A 20687-nucleotide genomic window follows, 5' to 3' on the forward strand; every position below is an offset into this window, starting at 1 on the left:
CCGAATCCGGGAGGGTTACGCGCCGAGCTGCCGCTCCGCCGCGTCCACCGTCTGCGCGAGGAGCAGCGCGATGGTCATCGGTCCGACGCCGCCCGGCACCGGGGTGATCAGGCCCGCCCGGGCCGCCGCGGGCTCGAAGTCGACGTCGCCGACGTTGCCCTCGTTGTAGCCGGCGTCGATCACGACGGCGCCGGGCTTGATGTCCTCGCCCTTGATGAAGCGGGGCCGTCCGACGGCGGCGACCACGATGTCCGCCTCCCGCACGGCGGCCGACAGGTCGGCGGCGGGCGTGTACGAGTGGCAGTACGTCACGGTGGCGTTGCGCGCCAGCAGCATCATGCCTGCGGGCTTGCCGAGGATGGCGCTGCGGCCGACGACGACGGCCCGCTTGCCGGCCGGGTCGACGTCGTACGCGTCGAGGAGCCGCATGATGCCGCCCGGGGTGCAGGAGACGAATCCGGGCAGGCCGAAGCTCATCGTCGCGAAGGAGCTGATGGTCACGCCGTCGACGTCCTTGGCCGGGTCGATGGCCTCGAAGGCGGCCCGCTCGTCGATGTGGGGACCGGCCGGGTGCTGGAGCAGGATGCCGTGCACCTCCGGGTCCGCCGACAGGGACCGGAGGGTGGTGACCAGTTCGGCGGTGGTGGTCCCGGCGGGCAGTTCGACGTGCCGGGAGCTGATTCCGGCCTTCTCGCAGCGGGCGCGCTTCATCTTGACGTACGTCACGGACGCCGGGTCCTCGCCGACCAGGACGGTGGCGAGGCAGGGGCGGGTGCTGGTGCGGCGGGTGAACTCGGCCGCGCGGGCGGCGGTCTCCTCGACGAGCCGGCGGGCGAGGCCGCTGCCGTCCATGAGGCGGGCGGTGGGCGAGGTCGTGGACATGGGCACTCCTGAGCGTCGCGGTGGCTCGCCCAGGCGCGCGGCATCGACGTCGGTCCGTCAGGCCGCTCCCCGGTGGTACTCCACCCAAGCGCCAGTCACGGCCCGCGCCCACTCTACGCGACGGAATCGAACGGTGTCCTGAACGGCTTCGCTCCGCCGGGGACGGGCGGGGGCCGCCGCCTACGATGACCGCGCACCAGCCTGCCTCAGGAGGGGACGGGGAGACGTGGCCGGGAACGGAACGCACACCGAGGAGCGACTGCGCGAGGACCTCGCCGCCCTGGGCGTGGAGCCGGGCGGGGTGGTGCTGGTGCACGCGTCGCTGCGGGCGGTCGGCCCCGTGGCCGGGGGCGGGGCGACGGTGCTGCGGGCGCTGCGCGGGACGCTCGGGGCGGACGGCACGGTGGTGGCGCCCGCGTTCACCGCCCGCAACTCGGACACCTCACCCGCCTACCGGGAACGGGTGCGGGGCCTCGGCGAGGCGGAGCGCGCGGCGGTGCGGGCGGCGATGCCGGCGTACGACGCGGCGACCACGCCCTCGGACACGGGGGTCGGGGTGCTGCCCGAGCTCGTGCGCACCACGGACGGCGCGGTGCGCAGCGCGCATCCGCAGACATCCTTCGCGGCGCTGGGCCCGCAGGCCGTACGGGTGGTGTCCGGCCACCGTCCCGACTGCCATCTCGGGGAGCACTCGCCGCTGGCCCGGCTGTACGAGCTGGGGGCACGGATCCTGCTGCTGGGGACCGGGTTCGACCGGTGCACGGCGTTCCACCTCGGGGAGTACCGGGTGGCGCGGCCGCCGCGCCGCACCTACCGGTGCGTCATCCGCGAGGGCGGTGTGCGGCGTTGGTGGTCGTACGAGGACGTCGACCTGGACGACGGCGACTTCGCCGCCCTCGGGGCGGATCTGGAGCGCGACCGTCCCGGTGCCGTACGGCGGGGCGCGGTCGGTTCGGCGTCGACGTGCCGGCTGGTGGAGCTGGCGGCCGCCGTGGACTACGCCCGGGGGTGGCTGGAGCGCAACCGCGCGTACGGGTGACCGGGGCGACACCCGTACGGGGTACGTTTCTGATCCCTCGTCGGTCGGCCGGTTCGCAAAGGCCCGGGGTGGGGCAGCTCTTCCGAGACCCGAGTGAGGTGCCCCGTTGCCCCGACCTACTTCCCTGGGGGGACTGTGACGCGGACGCGTACGGCTCTGCTGCTGGTGGCCGCCCTGCTGAGCGCGGGGCTGGCCGGTGCCCCGCCCGCGGCGCCGGCCGCGGCCTGGTCCCGGATCGCGACGGGCGTGGAGTACCGCACGGTCGACGTCCCGTCAGCGCGCGGTACGGCGAGGGCCCATGTGCTGTCGGCGGACCTGGCGGACGCGCGGGTGTCGGCCGGGCTGCTGTATCCGGGGGTGGTCGCGGCGCGTTCGGCGCTGTCGGTGCTCGCCGACGGCGCGGGCGCGACGGCCGGGGTCAACGGTGACTTCTTCCACATCAGCGAGACCCAGCACCCGGGCGTGGAGGCCACCGGCGCACCGGTCGGGCCCGCGGTCGCGGACGGCCGGCCGCTGAAGGCGGCGGTGCCGGACGGGCAACGGTTCGGGCCCGCGCTGCCGCCCGGGACGAACGCCCGCCAGGTGCTGGGTGTGGGTGACGACGGCAGGGCCCGGGTCGGGGAACTGGTCCTGGAGGGGGCCGTGTCGACGCCGTACGGGGAGCTGCCGCTCGGTGGGCTGAACCAGTACGCGCTGCCGGTGGGGTCCGTCGGGGTGTTCACCAAGGACTGGGGCGGCGCCTCGCGCGTGCGCGCCACCTGTGGCACGGACACCCAGCGCTCCGCGCCGTGCAGTACGGAGACGTACGAGGTGACGGTGCGCGGCGGCAAGGTGGAGGCGGTCGCCGAGACGCCCGGCAGGGGCGTGATCGAGCCCGGCACCGAGGTGGTGGTGGGGCGTGAGGCGGGCGCGCGGGAGCTGCGCAGGCTGGCGGTCGGGGACGTGGTGAGCGTCCGGCACAAGCTGGTGGCGGCCGGGGCCGCGCCCGACGTGACGTACCGCTTCGCCGTGGGCGGGTTCCCGGTGCTGCGCGGCGGGGAGCCGCTGGGCGGGCTGGACGGGGTGACGGCGGCGGTCCGCACGGCGGCGGGCGTCGGCGGCGACGGCACCCGGCTGCTGCTGCTCGCCCTGGACGGCGGGCCCGGCTTCAGGTCGGGGCTGACCGTGTCGGAACTGGCCGCCACCATGAAGGGCTTGGGCGCTTCGGACGCCGTCAACCTGGACGGCGGCGGCTCGTCGACACTGGTGGCGCGGCAGGACGGGGCGGCGAAGGTGAGCGTCCTCAACCACCCCAGCGGCGGTGTGCAGCGGGCCGTGCCGAACGGCATCGGGATCTTCGTCAGGCCCGCGGCGCCCTAGGCTGCCTACGGCTTGAGGCTGCTGACGACATCGGCCGTGGCCGAGACGCCGTTGTAGATGGTCGGCGCCAGGCTGGTGCTCGCCATGAAGAACCCGAGCAGGGCGCAGACCAGCGCGTGCGACAGCTTCAGACCTCCGTTGCGCAGGAAGATCACCGCCAGGACCAGCAAAAGCAGCACCACGGAGACGGATACGGCCATGTGTCGCCCTCCTCGGCCAGTTGCCGCGCCGGTTGTGCGGCATTCGGCGGCCAGTCTGGCGGAGCGGGGGCGCCGGACGGCCGTACGGCATGTCGGCCGAACGGGTATGAACGGGCCGCGACCCGTTACACGCCCCCTGCGGCGGCCCCGCCGCCGTCCGTGCCGGCGTCCGTACGCCGCAGGAAGGCCGCGAGCCCGGCGAGGTCGTCGGTGTTCAGGTGGTCGACGCGGGCGGCGAGGAGTTCCGTCCAGAGGGCGTCGCGGGCCGGTCCCGGGCGGTCGGGCGTGGCCCAGAAGCGTACGCGCTGTCCGGCCCGGTGGGCGGCTGTGACGAGGGCGTGGAGCCGGGCCCGTTCGGCGTCGGGGAAGGGGCCGGTGCCCTGCCAGGTGAAGTTCTGGTTCCAGTTGGCGCTGATCAGCGGGACGAAGGAGGCCGGGGCGGTGGTGCCGAGGTCGTCCGGGCGGCCGTCGTAGAAGGCGTACCGCACGCGCTGCGCCTCCATGGGCGCGCGGGCCGCGCGGTCGCCCGATATGACGGCCGTGACGGCGCCGGGCCGTACGGTGCCGTGCGCGCAGGTGCTCAGCACCCGCCGGTAGGGGGCGAGTTGGCGGTGCAGTGCCCGGTAGGCGGCCGCGCCGTCCGCCTTGATGTCGATGAGCAGCTGCACGGGCCCGCGGTACCCCGCGTACACCGTCCCGTGGTTGGCCCTGACGCGGGCGAGCAGCGGGTCGAGATAGAGGGAGCGGAGCGTACGGGTGGGGTCGAGCTGTGCGGGCTCGTGGGCGACGAGGAGGTCACCGCCGACCAGGAAGACGTCCGCCTCGACGCTGGTGAAGCCGTGCGCGAGGGCGTCGTGGAGCGGGCGCCGGTGGAGGTAGTCGTTGTGCGCGTGGGCGCGGCGCAGGGGCCTGACGGGCGCCGTACGTGCGGCGGCGGCGGCCCGCGGTGCGGGCAGGGCGAGGGATGTGCCGGCCGTAGCGGCCAGTGTGGCGAAGGCGGTGACGGCGGACCGGCGGGACAGCGGCGCCATGGGAGGCCTCCCGGGGGCGGTGGTGGGACGGGACCGAGTATGCGGCCCGCGCCTCTCAACCGGTCGGGCCTCACGGGCAGTTGGCCGATACATGGCGTTGGCGTGCGAGGGCGTTCTCACCGGCGCCGGGCGCGCGTCATACCGGGGCGACGGGCCACGGCGTGCAGGTACTCGAGCGCGTCGAGGACCACCGTGCGGTCGTACCAGTCCAGCCAGCGCCCCACCTGGCGGCCCGTCCGGTCGAGGGCCTTGAGCTGGGCGGCGTGGAGCTCCTGGATGGGGCGTGCGAAATGGGCGGAGACCATCCCGACGCAACGGCCGTCGCTCACCAGGGGCACGCTGTGCACGGAGCGGCTGCCCGCGTCGAGGACGGCCCGGCGGGCGTCCTCCGTGAACACCGGGGCCGTGGAGACGTCGCGGACGGTGACCTGCGTCAGGTCCTGCGCCGCCCGCGAGCAGGCGGTGCCGTCCTCGCCGACGTACTGGAAGAAGCTGACGAAGTCCTCGCTCAGCCCCGCGTGCTTCTCCAGCCACAGCCCGCCCGTGGTGTGGTCCCCGATCTGCACGTTGCCCATGTCCGTGGCGGTGACCGCCAGCGTCTGCCAGAGCGTGGCCTGGAGCACGGCGCCGCGGTTCGCGCGCGCCGCGTCGTCGATGGCGAGCAGGTCCAGGCTCGGGGCGGGGCGCCGGGCCCGGCCCGGGAACCACCGCTCCGCCCCGTGGTCCGGCCGCTCCAGCCGCACCACGGCCTCGGCGAGGGTGCGCAGCTTGACGTTGAAGCGCTGCGAGGCGTGCTGCATCAGCGCGAACGCGGCCTCCGCGTCCGCCAGCCGGTAGCGCTCGCGGAGGATGCCCTGAGCCTGGGCGATCAGGGGGCGGTTGCGGGCCTGGGCGCGCAGGTGCCGCACCTGGTCGCGCAGCCGCGCCAGCTCGTCGAGGGTGCCGTCGGTGTCCCACGCACCGGGCCGGGGGGTGTCTGTCATGGGGGCGCGCCTGCCCCGATCCTCGCGGATCACACTGGCGTGGTCACCCTTCGCGCACGCAGTCCGCCCACTCCGTCGTACGGTCGCACCAGCGCTCCAGCAGGACCCGGTCGTGGCCGACGGCGAGGAGTCCGGCGCCGTGCTCACGGCGGTACGACTCGACGACGGCGACCAGCGCGGCGGTCGTGGAGGCGTCGAGCATCGCGGTCATCTCGTCGCAGATCAGCCAGCGCGGGCGCAGGACGAGGGCGCGGGCGAGGCAGGCGCGCTGGAGCTGGCCGTCGCTGACCTCGTGGGGGCGGCGGGCGAGCAGGTCGTCGGTGAGGCCCACCGTGCGGGCCAGCTCGGCCGTGCGGCTCTCCGCCTCGGCGCGGCGGCCGGTCGCGCGCAGCGGCTCGGCGATCAGGTCGCGCAGCCGCAGGCGGGGGTCCGCGGACAGGCGGGGCTGCTGGAAGACGACGCCGATCGCGGTGCGCAGCTCGCGCGGCGCGCGGTGGCGCCAGCCGCGTACGGGCTCGCCGTCGACGGTGACGCGGCCCGCTTCCGGACGGTGCAGCAGGGCGGCCACCCGCGCGAGGGTCGACTTGCCGCAGCCGCTGGGGCCGAGGAGGCCGACGGACTCGCCGGGCGCGAGGGTCAGCGAGGCGCCGCGGAAGACGGGCCTGCGCGGGTCGTACCCGGCGGTGACGGCGTCGAGTTCAAGCACGGGCCGGCTCCTCGGGGACGTGGGCGTGGTGGCAGGCGACGCCGTCCGTGAAGCGCGGCACCGCCGCGCAGGCGTCGGTGGCGCGGTCGCAGCGGGCGGCGAAGGCGCAGCCGTCGGGCAGGGCGCCCAGCTCCGGGGGCAGGCCGGGGATGGGGGTGAAGTCCCGCTCGGGGAGGGCGGCGAGCAGGCCGCGCGCGTACGGGTGGCGGGGGCCGGGGTCGCCGAAGAAGCGCTCGGCGTCGGCGAGTTCCACGATCCGGCCGGCGTACATCACGGCGACCCGGTCGGCGATGCGCTCGGCCGCCGCCAGGTCGTGGGTGATCATCAGCAGGGCGCGGCCCTCGTCGGCGTGGCGGCGCAGTTCGTCCACCGTGCGGTCGACCAGGTCGCGGTCGAGGCCGGTGGTCGGCTCGTCGGCGAGCAGCAGCGGCGCGTCTCCGACGAGCGCGAGGGCGGTGGCGGCGCGCTGGGCCTGGCCGCCGGAGAGCTCGTGCGGGTGGTGGTCCAGGAGTTCCGGCGGGAAGGAGGCCCGCTTCGCCGCCGCGACGGCCGCCGCGCGGAGGTCCGCCCGGGGCGTGCCGGTCAGTTCGCGCAGGGTCTCCTCCAGCTGTGCCCGTACGGTGCGCACGGGCGTGAGGTGCGCGGCCGGGGACTGCGGTACGAGACCGATGCGCCGGCCCCGTACCGTGCGGGCCAGGGTGCGCTCGTCGGCCGCGAGGAGGTCGATGCTGTCGATCGTCGCCGTGCCGGAGGTCTGGGCGTTGCCCGGCAGCAGGCCGAGCAGGGCGGAGGCGAGGACGGACTTGCCGCAGCCGCTCTCGCCGACGAGGGTGAGGCACTCCCCCGCCGCGAGGTCGAAGCTCGCGCCGCTGACGGCGGCGATGTGGCGGCCGCCGCGCATCCGGAAGCGTACGGACATCTCCCGTACGGAGAGGACGGGAAGAGGAGCGGGGCTCACAGCATCAGCTCCGATCGGCGGCGCGGGTTGAGCCGTTCCCGCCAGGCACCGGCGAGGCCGGCGATGGCGAGTGTCGGGATGATCAGGAACAGTCCGGGGAAGAGCGTCGGCCACCAGTCGCCGGCCAGCAGCGAACCACGTGCCGTCTGCACGAGGTTGCCGAGGCTCGCCTGGTGGGGCGGCAGCCCGAGCCCCAGGAAAGACAGCGCCGACTCGTGCCACATGGCGTGCGGCACCATCAGCACGGCGGCGAGGCCCGCCTGCGGCAGCACGGCCGGCAGCAGGTGCCGGACGGTCACGCGCCACCGCGAGGCGCCGCCGGAGACGGCGGCGTCGATGTACGGGCGCGAGCGCAGCGACAGCACCTCGGAGCGGACGATCCGGGCGGTGGACAGCCAGTGCGTGAGCGCGACGGAGACGATGACGGGCCACACGCCCGGGCGGAACATCGCCACGATGAAGATGCCGAGCAGCAGGTGCGGTACGGACGCGAAGGTGTCGACGAGCCGCATCAGCAGCCGGTCGGTCCAGCCGCCGAAGGCGGCGGCGGCCGCGCCCACGGCCGTGCCGATGACGGTGGCGACGAGCGCCGCGACGAGCCCGACGAGCAACGAGACGCGCAGCCCGTACACGCAGCGCAGCAGCAGGTCGCGGCCGACGTCGTCGGTGCCGAAGGGGTGCGCCCAGGAGGGCGGCTGCAGCTTCAGCGACAGGTCGACGGCCTGCTGGTCGAGCCGGACCAGCGGCGGTACGACCAGCACGGCGAGGACGACCGCCGCGACGATCACGGCGGAGACGGTGATCCTGACGGTCCGGGTGGAGCGGCGGGTGCGCCCGTGGGAGCGCCACACGAGATCAGCCATCGAAACCCACCCTCGGGTCGGCGAGTCCGTACAGCAGGTCGGACAGGAGGTTGCCGAGCAGCACCGCCGCCGTGGCGAGCACGGTGAGCGCGGCGAGCAGCGGGAAGTCGACCGAGGTGGCGGCCTGGACGGTCGCGGCGGCGATGCCCGGCCAGCTGAAGACGGTCTCGACGAGCAGCGCGCCGGTGATGAGCTCGGGCACGCGGGAGCCGATGAGGGTGAGCATCGGCAGCATGCCGGAGCGCAGCGCGTGTCCGAGCAGCACGGTCCGCTCGCCGAGGCCGCGTGCGCGTGCCCCGCGCACCGGGTCCTCGTCGAGCGCGTCGGCGACGCCCTGCCGCACGTACAGGAAGAACCAGGGCAGTTGGGAGACGCCCAGCACGAGCGCGGGGAGCACCAGGTGGGAGGCGACCTGTCCGAAGGTGACGGTGTCGCTGGCGGTGTCGGTGAGCCCGCCGGCCGGCAGGACGCCCAGTTCGAGCGCGAAGAACCAGATGGCGAGCAGCCCGAGCCAGAAGGCGGGCGCGGCTTCCAGGGTGTACGCGGCGGAGGTGGCGCACCGGTCGAGCCAGCCGCCCTGGCGCCGGGCCGCCAGCACGCCGAGGCCCGTGCCGAGCAGGATGGCGACGGCGAAGGCGGTGGCGGCGAGCAGCACGGACCAGCCGATGCGCTCGCCGATGACGTCGGCGACGGGCTGGCGCATGACGCTGGAGTCGCCGAGGTCGCCGGTGACGGCGCCGGTGAGCCAGTGCCACCAGCGCGGGACGAGCGGCTGGTCGACGCCGAGGTTGGCGCGCAGCTGGTCGAGGTTCTCCTGGGAGGCGGTGAGTCCGGCGGTGCCGGCGTACGCCTTGACGGGGTCGAAGGGGGAGGCGGCGGCGACGGCGAAGACGCCGAACGTCACGACGAGGAGGACGGGGACGGCGAACAGCGCCCGCCGTCCCGCCATCCGGGCCATCGCCCCCCAGGGGAGGCGACGGCCGGCCTGCTTCACGGTCACTTCTTCGGGGTCCAGTCCTCGACGTTCCACCAGGGGCCGGCGGCGAGGCCGTGGTCGTGCGGCTCGACCTGCGTGGACAGGCCGTCCCAGAAGGTGTTGAGGACGTACACGTGGTCGATGTGGGTGAGGAAGGTGTAGCCGGGGTTCTTCACCAGCTCGCGCTGCACGGTGTCGTACGCGGCCTTCCGGGCGGCCTTGTCGTTGGTCTTGCGGCCGTCGTCCAGGGCCTTGTCGACGGCCGGGTTGTCGTACCAGGCCATGTTGTTGAAGCCGTCGCCGCCGAGGGAGGACTTCAGCAGCAGGTACTGGTCGAAGTCGGGGTCGCCGGGCGAGCCGCCGCCCGCGAGGACCGCGTCCTGCTTCATGCGCGGCTGGATGACCTCCCACGTACCGGCCTGGGTGGTGATGTCGATGCCGGCCTTCTTGGCGTCGGAGGCGTACGCGAGGGCGTGGTCCTGGCGGAGCTTGTCGCCGGAGAGGTACCAGAGCGGGAAGGCGGCGCGGACGCCGTCCTTGACGCGGATGCCGTCGGGGCCGGGCTTCCAGCCCGCCTCGTCGAGGATCTTCTTCGCCCGTCCCAGGTCGTGGGGACGCTCGGTGCCCTTGGTGAACCACTCGCTGTCGGTGGGGACCGGGCCGTAGGCGGGCTTCCCGGCGCCTTCGAGGATCTTGTCGACCATGGCCTGCCGGTCGACGGCGACGTCGAGGGCGCGGCGGATCGCGGTGTCGCCGGTGACCTTGTTGTGGGTGGGCAGGGTCACGGTCCGGTAGTCGTACGTCGTGGCCTCGTACGTCTTCTTGCCGCCGTCGCTCTTGAAGCCCTTGGCGAGGTTGGGCGGCAGGATGGCGCCGTCGAGGTCGCCGGAGCGCAGGCGGGTGGCGCGGACGTCGTCGTCCTTGATGATCGCCATGGTGAACTTCTTCACCTTCGGCGCACCGCCCCAGTAGTGCGGGTTGGCCTTGAAACTGAGCTTCTCGCCCTTGGACCAGCCGGTGAGGATGTAGGGGCCGGTGCCGATGGGCTTGGTGGTGAAGGGGCCGGAGTTGACGTCCTGCTTCGCGGCGATGTGCTCGGGGGCGATGGCGAGGACCGTGCGCTGGGCGAAGGGAGCGTACGGGTACTTGAGCGTGAAGACGACGGTGTCGTCGCCGACCGCCTTGACGTCCTTGAGGGCGTCGAGCTCGGTCTTCGAGGGGTTGTTGGTCTTCGCGTCGAGGATGGTGCGGTACGTGAAGACGACGTCCTTGGCGCCGAACGGCTTGCCGTCGCTGAAGGTGACGCCCTTGCGGAGCTTGTACGTGTACGTCAGGCCGTCGGCGCTCACCTCGGGCAGCGCGGCCGCGAGGGCGGGCTTGAGCTGCATGTCGCCGTCGAAGGCGAGCAGCCCGTCGAAGATCTTGGAGTTGCCGTCCTTGCCGTAGCCGAGGAGGGGGCTGAGCGTCTCGGGCTCGTACGCGATGCCGACGACCGCGCTGTCCCCGGCGCCGTGGTTCTTCTCACCCGGAGTGGGGTTCGAGCAGGCCGCCGCGGTGAGGGCCAGGGCCCCGGCCAGCGTCGCGGCGGCCGTGCCGCGTATGGCGCGTATCGATCGGGCGGTCATGGTCCGCACCCCTCTTGAAGATCGGATGTTGTTGCGAGCGATTCGCAATTAAACATCATGTAGAGGGGTGGGCGCGTACCGCGGTCCTTACTACGGCCCTTACCGAGCCGCCCCCGGCGCCGGGAGATCCACCAGCTCGGCGAGAGTGCGCTTGTGGTGACCCGCCGAACCGAGGGCGATCTGGTCGGCCTTCGCGCGCTTGAGGAACAGGTGCGCGGGATGTTCCCAGGTCATGCCGATGCCGCCGTGCAGCTGGACGCACTCCTCGGCGGCGCGCACCGCGACGCGCGAGCAGTACACCTGGGCGACCGCCACGGCGAGCGGCGCGTCGGGGCTGCCGGTGGCGAGCGCGTCGGCGGCGCTCCGGGCGGCGGCCCGCGCTCCCGCGACGTCCAGCCACAGCTTGGCCATGCGGTGCTTGAGCGCCTGGAAGGAGCCGACGGGCCGGTTGAACTGGTGGCGCTCGCGGGTGTGCCGGACCGTCTCCTCCAGGCACCACTCGGCCACGCCCAGCTGCTCGGAGGCGAGCAGGCCGGCCCCGGCGAGCAGGCCGCGGCGGACGGCCGCCCGAGCGGCAGCGGCGTCCGCGAGGCGGCTGCCTCCGTCGGCGACCGTCACGGTGGCGAGGGGCCGGGTCAAGTCCAGCGGGGTCTGCGGCACGACCTCGGCCTCGGCGGCGTCGACCGCGTACAGCCCGTCGGGGCGCGGTACGAGCAGCACGTTGGCGCGGACGGCGTCGGCGACCGCGGAGACCGACCCCGCGGAGACCGTCCCCGTGGCGCCCGGCTCGTCACCGGGGCCGGCCGCGAGCGGAACGGCGAGCACCGCGACCTTCCGGCCGGTGGCGAGCTCCGCCAGGAGGTCCCGGGCATAGGAGTCCCCGGCGTCGAGGGCCAGCAGCGTCTCGGTCGCGACGACCGAGCTGGTGAGGTACGGCACCGGCGCCACCGCGCGGCCCAGCTCCTCCAGCACGACGGCGGCCTCGCGGTGCGTGGCACCCTGTCCGCCGAGCTTCTCGGGGACGAGGAGCCCGGCCGCGCCCATGTCGGCGGCGAGGGCCTGCCAGAGGGCAGGGTCGTACGGCGAGCTCTCCTCGACGCGTCCGGGCAGGGCGGCCGGGTCGGCGCGGTCGGCGAGGAGGGACCGTACGGCGGCCCGCAGGTCGTTCTCCTCCTCGGTGTACAGCAGGTCCGTCATCGCGCCAGGTCCTTCCATGCGACGTCCTTGTCGGTGCGCGGCTCGGCGGGCAGGCCGAGGACGCGCTCGGCGACGATGTTGAGCAGCACCTCGCTCGTACCGCCCTCGATGGAGTTGCCCTTGGAGCGCAGGTAGCGGTAGCCGGCGTCGCGGCCGGTGAAGTCGACGAGCTCGGGGCGGCGCATGGTCCAGTCCCCGTACAACAGGCCCTCCTCGCCGAGGAGTTCCACCTCCAGGCCGCTGATCTCCTGGTTGAGGCGGGCGAAGGCGAGCTTCATGCCGCTGCCCTCGGGGCCGGGCTGGCCCAGGGCGAGCTGCTGGCGCAGCCGCTCGCCGGTGAGCCGGGCGACCTCGGCGTCGACCCAGAGGTCGAGCAGGCGCTGGTGGAGGTCGTGGGTGCGCAGCTCGGGGCGGTCGCGCCAGGTCCGCGCGGCGGTGGCGATCATGCCGCCCTCGCGCGGGATGCGGGCGCCGCCGATGGCGACGCGCTCGTTGTTGAGCGTGGTCTGGGCGACCTTCCAACCGTCGCCAACCGCGCCGAGGCGGTGTGCGTCGGGGATGCGGACGTCGGTGAGGAAGACCTCGTTGAACTCGGCCTCGCCGGTGATCTGGCGCAGCGGCCGCACCTCGACGCCCGGGTCGGTCATGTCGCAGAGGAAGTAGGTGATGCCTCGGTGCTTGGGCACGTCGGGGTCGGTGCGGGCGATGAGGATCGCCCATCGGGCCACATGGGCGCTGGACGTCCACACCTTCTGCCCGTTGACCACCCAGTCGCCGTCCTCCCCCTCCCGGACGGCGCGGGTGGAGAGCGCGGCGAGGTCGGAGCCGGCGCCGGGCTCGCTGAACAGCTGGCACCAGACCTCCTCCCCCAGCCACAGGGGCCGCAGGAAGCGGCGCTTCTGCTCCTCGGTGCCGTACGCGAGGATCGTCGGGGCCGCCATGCCGAGCCCGATGCCGATGCGGCGCGGGTCGTTGTCGGGCGCTCCGGCGGCTGCCAGCTCGGCGTCGACGACGGCCTGGAGGGAGCGGGGCGCGTCGAGGCCGCCGAGGCCGACGGGATAGTGGACCCAGGCGAGCCCGGCGTCGAAGCGTGCCGCGAGGAAGTCGGCGCGGTCGGTGGTGGCGGGCGGGTGCGCGGCCAGCAACTCCTGGGTGCGGCGGCGCAGTGCGTCGGCGTCGGTCACGGTCACTTGGCGGCTCCTTCCGTGACGGCCGGGAGGACGACCAGGCGGCCGGTGGTCGTGCCGTCGGCGACGCGCTGGACGGCTGCCGCCGCGTCCGCGAAGGCGACCCGGTCGCTGATCAGCGGCTTGATCAGGCCCTTGGCGGCGTACTCGGTGAGCGTGTCGTGGCAGCGGCGGACGGCCTCGGGGTCCTTCTGGTTGTACAGGCCCCAGTGCAGGCCCAGGATCGAGTAGTTCTTGACGAGGGCGTGGTTGAGGGCCGGGGCCGGGATGTCGCCGCTCGCGAAGCCGACGACGACGATCCGGCCTTCGAACGCCACGCACTTGGCCGACTTGGCGTACGCGTCGCCGCCGACCGGGTCGTAGACGACGTCGGCGCCCCGGCCGCCGGTGGCCTCCTTGACGGCCGCGACGATGTCCTCGCCACGCCGGTCGATGACGAGGTCGCAGCCGAGCTCGCGCGCGACGGCGGCCTTGTCGGCGCCGCCGACGACGCCGATGACGGTGGCGCCGGCCGCCTTGCCGATCTGTACGGCGGCGCTGCCGACGCCTCCCGCGGCGGCGTGGACGAGGAGCGTCTCGCCCTCCCGCAGCCCGGCCCTGCGGTGCAGCCCGAACCAGCCGGTCTGGTACCCGATGTGCAGGGCGGCCGCCTCGGCGTCGTCGAGCGCCTCGGGCGCGGGCAGCACCGCGGCCGCGTCGGCGACGGCGTACTCGGCGAGCCCGCCGTACGGCAGCGCGGGCGTGGCGATCACGCGGCGGCCGTCCTCGGTCTCGCCGCAGATCTCCACGCCGGGCGTGAACGGCAGGGGCGGGCGCACCTGGTAGTGGCCCCGGCACAGCAGCGCGTCCGGGAAGTTGATGTTCGCGGCCCGGACCTTCAGCAGGAGCTGCCCCTCGCCGGGCGTGGGCCGGTCCACCGCTTCGAGCCGCATCACCTCGCTCGGCTCACCGTTCCGGTGTACGCGCCATGCCTGCATGGGGGCCTCCACTAGGGGTCGGGCAGAACCACGATGGGCCGCATACTAAGCGGTCGCTTGCCGGTCGGGGAAGAGGTGGGCCCACGGAGGCGTGCCCGCTCACCGTGGGCCCGGCGGTGTCAGCGCCCGAAGACCTCGAAGGTCACGGCCGGGCGGCCGCCGAACCGCGCCGCGGCGGCCTGGGCGGTGCCGGTGAGGAAGGTACGGCAGTACTCCTCCGGGTCCTGGTCCGTCAGCGCCTCGATGTACGCCCGGTGTTCCAGCAGCGAGCGCACGGCGCGGTCCATGCCGGGCGTCGCGTCCACGGCGTGGGTGGGGTTGACGGAGCCGGCGACCGCCACCCAGCGCACGCCGTCCCACGGTTCGAGGCCCTGCTCGGTGAGCTCGGGGAAGATCCAGCGGTTGCCCGCGTCGGCCGCCGCGTCGAGCGTGGCGCGGCCGACGGCCACGTGGTCCGGGGTGTTCCAGGCGACACCGCCCCAGGTGTCGCGGTGGTTGAGGGTGATGACGAGCTCGGGGCGGTGGCGGCGGATCGCGGCGGCGATGTCCCGGCGCAGCCCGAGGCCGTACTCCACGACCCCGTCCTTGTGGTCGAGGAACTCCACCGCCGAGACGCCGACGACCGCCGCGCTCGCCCGCTGCTCCCGCTCCCGCAGCGGCCCGCAGGTCGCGGGGTCGATGGTGTCGATGCCCGCCTCACCGCGCGTCGCGAGCACGTACGTCACCTCGCGCCCGGCGTCGGTCCAGGCGGCGACGGCGGCGGCGCACCCGTATTCGAGGTCGTCGGGGTGGGCGACGACGGCGAGGGCGCGCTGCCAGTCCTCGGGCATCGGCTGGAGCCGCGACGTGGTCTGACCGGTCGTTTGATCACTCATGGCCGCAGGATACGGCCGCGCCGACCGGACCCGACGCTCCGTCAGACCTCGCCCCGCGCCAGGGCGAGGAGCCGGTCCAGGACGCGGTGGCCGCTCGCGCGGAGCCCGTCGTGTTCGTACTCGTCGGTCACCCAGGTCCGCAGGCCCGGGATCGTACGGGCGGTGGCGAGCGAGTGCGCGGTGTCGACGTACAGGTCGTCGTGGTACACGGCGGCGGCGACCGGCACGGTGGTGGCGGCGAGGCGCTCGGTGTCGTACAGCGGCGTCCAGTCCGCGCGGGCGGCGAGCAGCTCCGCGGTCTCGCGCAGGGGCCGCAGGGCGGGGTCGGTGTCGAAGTGCCAGGGGTGGATGGTCTCCCCGGTGAAGAGCAGCGGCCCGTCGCCCGCCAGGGCCTCGGCGGCGTCGAACTCCGGGAACTCGCCGCGCACCCGCTCGGCCGCCCACGCCGTGGGGCCCTGGCCGCGCGCGGGCCCCTGGGCGTAGATGGCCTCGTGCAGCAGGGCGTACAGCGGGTGTGCCGCGAACGACAGCGCCGCCCGCACCTCCTCCTGGAAGGCGTCGGACAGGACCGGGCCGCCGGCGCCGCGGACGAAGGCGTTCTCCAGCAGGTAGTGGAGGCGGTGGCTGCCGTCCCCGCTGCCGAGCAGGATGCCCAGCGACTGGAAGGCCTCCGGGGTCAGCACATGGCCGCCGGGCAGCACCGTGCGGTGCTCGGCGAGATGGGCGGCGATCCGGCGGGCGCGTACGACGTCCTGCGGATAGCGGGCGTAGTGGGCCTCGGCCTTGCGCCGCATGCGCGGGTAGGCGGCGCGGTAGACGTCGTCGGCGCGGGCGTCCAGCGAGGGCAGGCCGCCGGTGATGAGGACGGTCCGCAGGCCTTCGGGGGCGGCGGACAGGTAGTGCGTGGCGCAGAAGCCGCCGAAGCTCTGGCCGAGCACGGTCCAGGGGGCGCCGCCCGTCAGCCGGTGCCGGATCAGTTCGCAGTCCCGCACGATGGAGTCGGCGCGGTAGTGCGCCAGGTGGTCCGCCTGGGCGGCCGGACCGCCGTGCAGGGGCAGGGTCTGCCGGTTGGCGGGGGTGGAGCGGCCGGTGCCGCGCTGGTCGAGGAGCAGCACCCGGAACTCCTGGACGGCGCGGCCGAGCCACGCCTGGGTGCCGACGAAGCGGCGGGCGCCGAAGCCGGGCCCGCCCTCCAGATAGACGAGCCAGGGCAGGTCGGCGCCCACCATCCCGGAGGCCACGACTTCGCGGGCGTACAGCTCGATGTGCGCGCCCGACGGGTCGCCGTGGTCGAGGGGGACGGTGAAGCGGTGGTCGGTGAGGACGACCCCTGGCTGGCGGTAGCGGTGGCTGGTCAACGCGGCTCCTGTCGCCTTTCGCTGTTCGGTGCGCCGCACAGTCCACCACAGGCGGAAAACCGCCGGTGACCAGGGGCTTCTGCTCGCGGCCACCGCCCCCGTACGGTGATCACGACCGTATCCCCCGCATCCCAGGTGGAGCCGCCGCATGTCCCGATTCGACCTGCCCCTCGACGAACTCCGCGCCTACCGCAGCGCCTCGCCCGAGCCGGAGGACTTCGACGCCTTCTGGGCGAAGACCCTCGACGAGGCCCGCTCCCACGCCCTCGACGCGCGCTTCGAACGGGTCGAGGCGCACCTGGCGACGGTAGAGGTGTACGACGTCACCTTCGCCGGCTTCGGCGGCCACCCGGTCAAGGGCTGGTTCGTCATACCGGCCGGCGCGCGAGAACCGCTGCCGGTGGTGGTGGAGTTCCTCGGCTACGGCGGCGGGCGGGGCCTGCCGCACGCGCACCTGCTGTGGGCGTCGGCCGGGTTCGCGCACTTCGTGATGGACACGCGGGGCCAGGGCAGCGGGTGGGCCGTCGGTGACACGCCCGACCCCGTGGGCAGCGCGCCCTCGTACCCGGGCTTCCTCACCCGCGGCATCGAGGACCCGTACGCCTTCTTCTACCGGCGCGTGTTCACGGACGCCGTACGCGCCGTGGAGGCGGCCCGGTCGCACCCGCTGGCGGACGCGGCGCGTACCGCGGTCACCGGGGAGAGCCAGGGCGGCGGGATCACGCTGGCCGTCGCGGGCCTGGTCCCGGACCTGGCGGCGATCGCGCCGGACGTGCCGTTCCTGTGCGACTTCCCCCGGGCCACGACCATCACCGACCGCAACCCGTACCGGGAGGTGGCCGCGTACCTCAAGGCGCACCGCGGCCGCGCGGAGCGGGTGGCGGGGACGCTGGCGTACTTCGACGGGGTGCACTTCGCGGCGCGCGGCACGGCGCCGGCGCTGTTCTCCACCGCGCTGGAGGACCTGACGTGCCCGCCGTCGACGGTGTTCGCGGCGTTCAACGCGTACGCGCACGAGGACAAGGCCATCGAGGTGTACGACTTCAACGACCACGAGGGCGGGGGCGTCTTCCAGCAGGCGGTCCAGCTGCGCTGGCTGCCGGGCAAGCTGACGGCCTGACCGCCTGACGCCTGACCACCGCCGGACGGGCCCGACCACCGCCGGACGGCGCCGCACGCGGTCGCTGCCCCCGGGGAACCGGTGCTAGAAATGGGACATGAACGGACGTCTCGGACGACCCAGGCGCATGTCGGGCGCCCGGCTCCGTTCCCTGCTGCGGGCCCGCAGCGTGGCCGGGCAGGTGCTGCTGCTCCAGGTCGTCGTCGCGGTGCTGCTGATCGTCGCCGCGGTGGTCGCACTGGCGTTCCAGGAGCGGCGCGACGGCGAGCAGGAGGCGAAGAGCCGGTCGCTGGCCGCCGCCGAGTCCTTCGCGGACGCGCCGGGTACGGCGCGGGCGCTGACGTCGCCGGACCCGGGGGCCGCCCTGCGGGCCCACGCCGAGGAGGCGAGGCGAGGCGCGGGCGTGGACTTCTTCGTGGTGATGACGCCGGACGGCACGCGCCTCGTCGACACCGATCCGTCGCTGGTCGGCACGCGTGCCGAGGGGATCGAGCGGGCCGCCGGGGGCACGCCCTTCGCGGAGATCTTCGAGGGTGCCCCGAACGACGCGGCGCGGGCTGTCGTCCCCGTCGAGGACGCGGACGGCGACATCGTCGGTCTGGTGAGCGCCGGGGTGGAGATCGAGAACGTCGGGGCGGCCGTCAACCGCCACCTGCCGGCGCTGCTCGTCTCCGCGGCCGCCGCGCTGGCCCTGGCCGTCGGCAGCTCCGCGCTGGTGAGCCGGCGGCTGAGCCGCCAGACGCACGGCCTCGGCCCCACCGAGATGACCCGGATGTACGAGCACCACAACGCCGTCCTGCACGCCGTGCGCGAGGGCGTGATCCTGATCGGCGGCGACGGCCGCCTGACGCTCGCCAACGACGAGGCGCGCAGGCTGCTCGAACTGCCCGCGGCGGCCGAGGGGCGCCGCGTCACCGAGCTGGGCCTGGACGAGGACATCGCGGAGCTGCTGGCCTCCGGCCGTACCGTCACCGACGAGGTGCACCTCGCCGCCGACCGGCTGCTGGCCGTGAACACCCGCCCCACCGCCCCGTACGGCGGCGCCTCCGGCACGGTCGCGACGCTCCGCGACACCACCGAGCTGCGCGCGCTGTCGGGCACGGCGGAGGTGGCCCGGGAGCGGTTGAAGCTGCTGTACGAGGCGGGGGTGCGGATCGGCACCACGCTGGACGTGCGGCGGACCGCGGAGGAGCTGTCGGAGGTGGCGGTCCCGCGGTTCGCGGACTTCGTCACGGTGGAGCTGCTGGACCCGGTGCTGCGCGGCGAGGAGCCGACCGAGGAGCACACCGAGATGCGGCGCGCGGCCGTGAGCGGCATCCGCGAGGACCCGCCGCTGCAGCCGGTGGGCGACCTGATCAGGTTCGACGTGCCGACGACGCCGATGGCGGCCGCGCTGGCGACCGGGCACGCGGTGCTGGAGGCGGATCTGCGGGTGGCGCACGGCTGGCGGGCCCAGGACCCCGAAGGGGCCGACGTGGCGCTGGCGTACGGCATCCACTCGCTGATCGCGGTGCCGCTGCAGGCGCGGGGCGTGGTGATGGGCATGGCCAACTTCTGGCGTTCGGAGCGGCCCGAGCGGTTCGAGGAGGAGGACCTCGCCTTCGCCGAGGAGCTCGCCGCCCGCGCCGCCGTCGCGATCGACAACGCCCGCCGCTTCACCCGTGAGCACACCATGGCCGTCACACTCCAGCGGAGCCTGCTGCCCCGGGTGCTGCCCGAACAGGAGGCGCTGGAGGTCGCGTACCGCTACCTGCCGGCGCAGGCCGGGGTGGGCGGCGACTGGTTCGACGTGATCCCGCTGCCGGGCGCGCGGGTCGCGCTGGTGGTCGGCGATGTGGTGGGGCACGGCCTGCACGCCGCCGCCACCATGGGCCGGCTGCGTACGGCCGTGCACAACTTCTCGGCCCTCGACCTGCCGCCGGACGAGCTGCTGGGCCATCTGGACGAGCTGGTCTCCCGGATCGACGAGGAGGAGGCGGGCGACGGCGGCGGCGACGGCATCACGGGCGCCACCTGCCTGTACGCCATCTACGACCCGGTTGCCGGTCGCTGCTCCGTGGCGACGGCCGGGCACTTCGCCCCGGCGCTGGTCATGCCGGACGGGACGGTCGACTTCCCCCGGGTGCCGGTCTTCCCGCCGCTGGGCCTGGGCGGCGGGCCGTTCGAGACGGCCGAGATGCGCCTGCCGGAGGGCAGTCGGCTGGTGCTGTACACCGACGGCCTCATCGAGCACCGCCACCGCGACGTCGACACCGGTCTGCGCCTGCTGTGCGACACCCTGGCCGGGCACCGGGCGGACCGGACGGCGGAGGAGACCTGCCAGGCCGTCTTCAGCGCGATGCTGCCCCCGCACCGCAGGGACGACATCGCGCTGCTGGTGGCGCGCACGCGGCTGCTGGCCCCCGACCGGGTGGCGGACTGGGACGTGCCCGCCGACCCCGCGGCCGTCGCGCCCGTGCGCGCCGCGTGCGGCCGCCAGCTGGAGGCGTGGGGCCTGGGCGACATCGGGTTCACCACGGAGCTGATGCTCAGCGAACTGATCACCAACGCGATCCGGTACGGCTCCGAGCCCATCCACGTGCGGCTGCTGCGCGAGCGCAGCCTGATCTGCGAGGTGTCCGACGGCAGCAGCACCTCGCCGCACCTGCGGCGCGCGGCGACGACGGACGAGGGCGGGCGCGGGCTGTACCTGGTGTCGCAGTTCGCGGGGCGGTGGGGGACGCGGTACACGCCCACGGGGAAGGTGATGTGGACGGAGCAGCCCCTCACCGGCGGGCCGCAACCGGTGGCGGAGCTGCTGATGGACGACCTGTCCTGGTGACGGCGAGCCGGCCCGGCGGAGCGGGGGCCGGCCGTGAGCCCGGCGGAGCGGGGGCTACCCGCGGTGGGCGCAGCTCCAGGCGCCCATGCCCTGCTGGGCGGCGAGCCGCTTGGCGGTCGCGATCTGCTCGCTCTTGGTGGCGAGATCCGCCCGGGGCGCGTACCGGCGGCCTCCCGCCGCCTCCCAGCTGGACTGGGTGAACTGCAGGCCGCCGTAGTGGCCGTTGCCGGTGTTGGCCTTCCAGTTGCCGCTGGACTCGCACTGTGCGATGGCGTCCCAGTCGACGCGGGGTGCCGCGTGGGCAGCGGCGGCGGGTGCGGCGGCAACGAGGAGCACCAGGGCGTGCGCGGCGATCGCGGTCCGCAGCAGCGACCTGCGACGGCCGGCGGCCGCTGTGCCGACGGGGCCTGAGTTCGTTCGACGACGGGACATGGGCGTCCTTTCCCTCGGGGACCTGCCACGAGCCGGGCAGGGTGCTCCGACCGTAGAACCGGGTCTCCGGAGCGGCACGCGCAGTTGCGCCCATCGGG

19 protein-coding genes and 1 riboswitch are annotated in these 20687 nt (G+C 74.4%); of the genes, 4 read left to right on the forward strand and 15 right to left on the reverse strand.

The genetic code is table 11. The features are described 5' to 3' along the window. Positions 1 to 15: 15 nt before the first annotated feature. Positions 16 to 882, reverse strand: a complete 867-nt coding sequence (locus ABZX67_RS18855; protein WP_355361468.1) for a bifunctional 5,10-methylenetetrahydrofolate dehydrogenase/5,10-methenyltetrahydrofolate cyclohydrolase — start codon at positions 880 to 882, stop codon at positions 16 to 18. 20 nt (positions 883 to 902) lie between these two features. Next, positions 903 to 991, reverse strand: a riboswitch (ZMP/ZTP riboswitch). Positions 992 to 1108: 117 nt separating this feature from the next. Here ABZX67_RS18855 and ABZX67_RS18860 point away from each other — a divergent pair. Together ABZX67_RS18860 and ABZX67_RS18865 are read left to right on the forward strand one after the other, a co-directional pair. Then, a complete protein-coding gene (locus ABZX67_RS18860; RefSeq protein WP_355361470.1) occupies positions 1109 to 1921 on the forward strand; it encodes an AAC(3) family N-acetyltransferase in 813 nt (270 codons plus the stop codon). A 135-nt stretch (positions 1922 to 2056) separates the two neighbouring features. Beyond that, positions 2057 to 3280, forward strand: a complete 1224-nt coding sequence (locus ABZX67_RS18865) for a phosphodiester glycosidase family protein (RefSeq protein WP_355361472.1) — start codon at positions 2057 to 2059, stop codon at positions 3278 to 3280. A gap of 5 nt (positions 3281 to 3285) precedes the next feature. Here ABZX67_RS18865 and ABZX67_RS18870 read toward each other — a convergent pair whose 3' ends face one another. The 13 genes from ABZX67_RS18870 to ABZX67_RS18930 all read right to left on the reverse strand — a co-directional run bounded on the left by ABZX67_RS18870 (position 3286) and on the right by ABZX67_RS18930 (position 16216). Beyond that, positions 3286 to 3480 (reverse strand): hypothetical protein, encoded by a 195-nt coding sequence (locus ABZX67_RS18870; RefSeq protein ID WP_355361474.1) that lies wholly within the window; start codon positions 3478 to 3480, stop codon positions 3286 to 3288. A 125-nt stretch (positions 3481 to 3605) separates the two neighbouring features. Beyond that, positions 3606 to 4511: a phosphatidylinositol-specific phospholipase C/glycerophosphodiester phosphodiesterase family protein gene (locus tag ABZX67_RS18875; protein ID WP_355361476.1), complete on the reverse strand. Its 906-nt coding sequence runs from the start codon at positions 4509 to 4511 to the stop codon at positions 3606 to 3608. Positions 4512 to 4627: 116 nt separating this feature from the next. Then, a complete protein-coding gene (locus tag ABZX67_RS18880; RefSeq protein ID WP_355361478.1) occupies positions 4628 to 5494 on the reverse strand; it encodes an ANTAR domain-containing protein in 867 nt (288 codons plus the stop codon). 43 nt (positions 5495 to 5537) lie between these two features. Further along, positions 5538 to 6200, reverse strand: coding sequence for an ATP-binding cassette domain-containing protein (locus ABZX67_RS18885; protein WP_355361480.1), 663 nt, complete (start codon positions 6198 to 6200; stop codon positions 5538 to 5540). Further along, a complete protein-coding gene (locus tag ABZX67_RS18890; RefSeq protein ID WP_355361528.1) occupies positions 6193 to 7119 on the reverse strand; it encodes an ABC transporter ATP-binding protein in 927 nt (308 codons plus the stop codon). The genes ABZX67_RS18885 and ABZX67_RS18890 overlap by 8 nt, the downstream gene beginning before the upstream one ends. 35 nt (positions 7120 to 7154) lie before the next feature. Continuing rightward, complete coding sequence (locus ABZX67_RS18895; protein ID WP_355361482.1) at positions 7155 to 8021, reverse strand: ABC transporter permease; 867 nt, start codon at positions 8019 to 8021, stop codon at positions 7155 to 7157. Next, complete coding sequence (locus ABZX67_RS18900) at positions 8014 to 8979, reverse strand: ABC transporter permease (RefSeq protein ID WP_355361530.1); 966 nt, start codon at positions 8977 to 8979, stop codon at positions 8014 to 8016. The genes ABZX67_RS18895 and ABZX67_RS18900 overlap by 8 nt, the downstream gene beginning before the upstream one ends. A gap of 38 nt (positions 8980 to 9017) precedes the next feature. Continuing rightward, entirely contained in the window at positions 9018 to 10622 is a 1605-nt protein-coding gene (locus tag ABZX67_RS18905) for an ABC transporter substrate-binding protein (RefSeq protein ID WP_355361484.1), read from the reverse strand. Positions 10623 to 10721: 99 nt separating this feature from the next. Then, positions 10722 to 11819: an acyl-CoA dehydrogenase family protein gene (locus ABZX67_RS18910; protein ID WP_355361486.1), complete on the reverse strand. Its 1098-nt coding sequence runs from the start codon at positions 11817 to 11819 to the stop codon at positions 10722 to 10724. Next, the gene (locus ABZX67_RS18915; RefSeq protein ID WP_355361532.1) at positions 11816 to 13003 is read right to left on the reverse strand and encodes an acyl-CoA dehydrogenase family protein; all 1188 of its coding nucleotides are present in this window, start codon (positions 13001 to 13003) and stop codon (positions 11816 to 11818) included. Before ABZX67_RS18915 ends, ABZX67_RS18910 begins: the two co-directional genes overlap by 4 nt. Positions 13004 to 13005: 2 nt before the next feature. Continuing rightward, positions 13006 to 13983, reverse strand: coding sequence for an NADPH:quinone oxidoreductase family protein (locus tag ABZX67_RS18920; RefSeq protein ID WP_355361488.1), 978 nt, complete (start codon positions 13981 to 13983; stop codon positions 13006 to 13008). 119 nt (positions 13984 to 14102) lie between these two features. Further along, the gene (locus tag ABZX67_RS18925) at positions 14103 to 14858 is read right to left on the reverse strand and encodes a PIG-L deacetylase family protein (protein WP_355361490.1); all 756 of its coding nucleotides are present in this window, start codon (positions 14856 to 14858) and stop codon (positions 14103 to 14105) included. A 41-nt stretch (positions 14859 to 14899) separates the two neighbouring features. Further along, on the reverse strand, positions 14900 to 16216 hold the full coding sequence (locus ABZX67_RS18930) for an alpha/beta fold hydrolase (protein ID WP_355361492.1): 1317 nt from the start codon (positions 16214 to 16216) through the stop codon (positions 14900 to 14902). Between the two features lie 148 nt (positions 16217 to 16364). Here ABZX67_RS18930 and ABZX67_RS18935 point away from each other — a divergent pair, with 148 nt between their 5' ends. After that, positions 16365 to 17336, forward strand: coding sequence for an acetylxylan esterase (locus ABZX67_RS18935; RefSeq protein WP_355361494.1), 972 nt, complete (start codon positions 16365 to 16367; stop codon positions 17334 to 17336). Positions 17337 to 17433: 97 nt separating this feature from the next. Further along, on the forward strand, positions 17434 to 20157 hold the full coding sequence (locus ABZX67_RS18940) for a SpoIIE family protein phosphatase (protein ID WP_355361496.1): 2724 nt from the start codon (positions 17434 to 17436) through the stop codon (positions 20155 to 20157). Between the two features lie 54 nt (positions 20158 to 20211). Here ABZX67_RS18940 and ABZX67_RS18945 read toward each other — a convergent pair whose 3' ends face one another. Then, the gene (locus ABZX67_RS18945) at positions 20212 to 20589 is read right to left on the reverse strand and encodes a transglycosylase family protein (RefSeq protein ID WP_355361498.1); all 378 of its coding nucleotides are present in this window, start codon (positions 20587 to 20589) and stop codon (positions 20212 to 20214) included. Positions 20590 to 20687 lie beyond the last annotated feature (98 nt).

Origin of the sequence: Streptomyces sp. NPDC003036 (genome assembly GCF_040611175.1) — a bacterium.
Classification (GTDB): domain Bacteria; phylum Actinomycetota; class Actinomycetes; order Streptomycetales; family Streptomycetaceae; genus Streptomyces.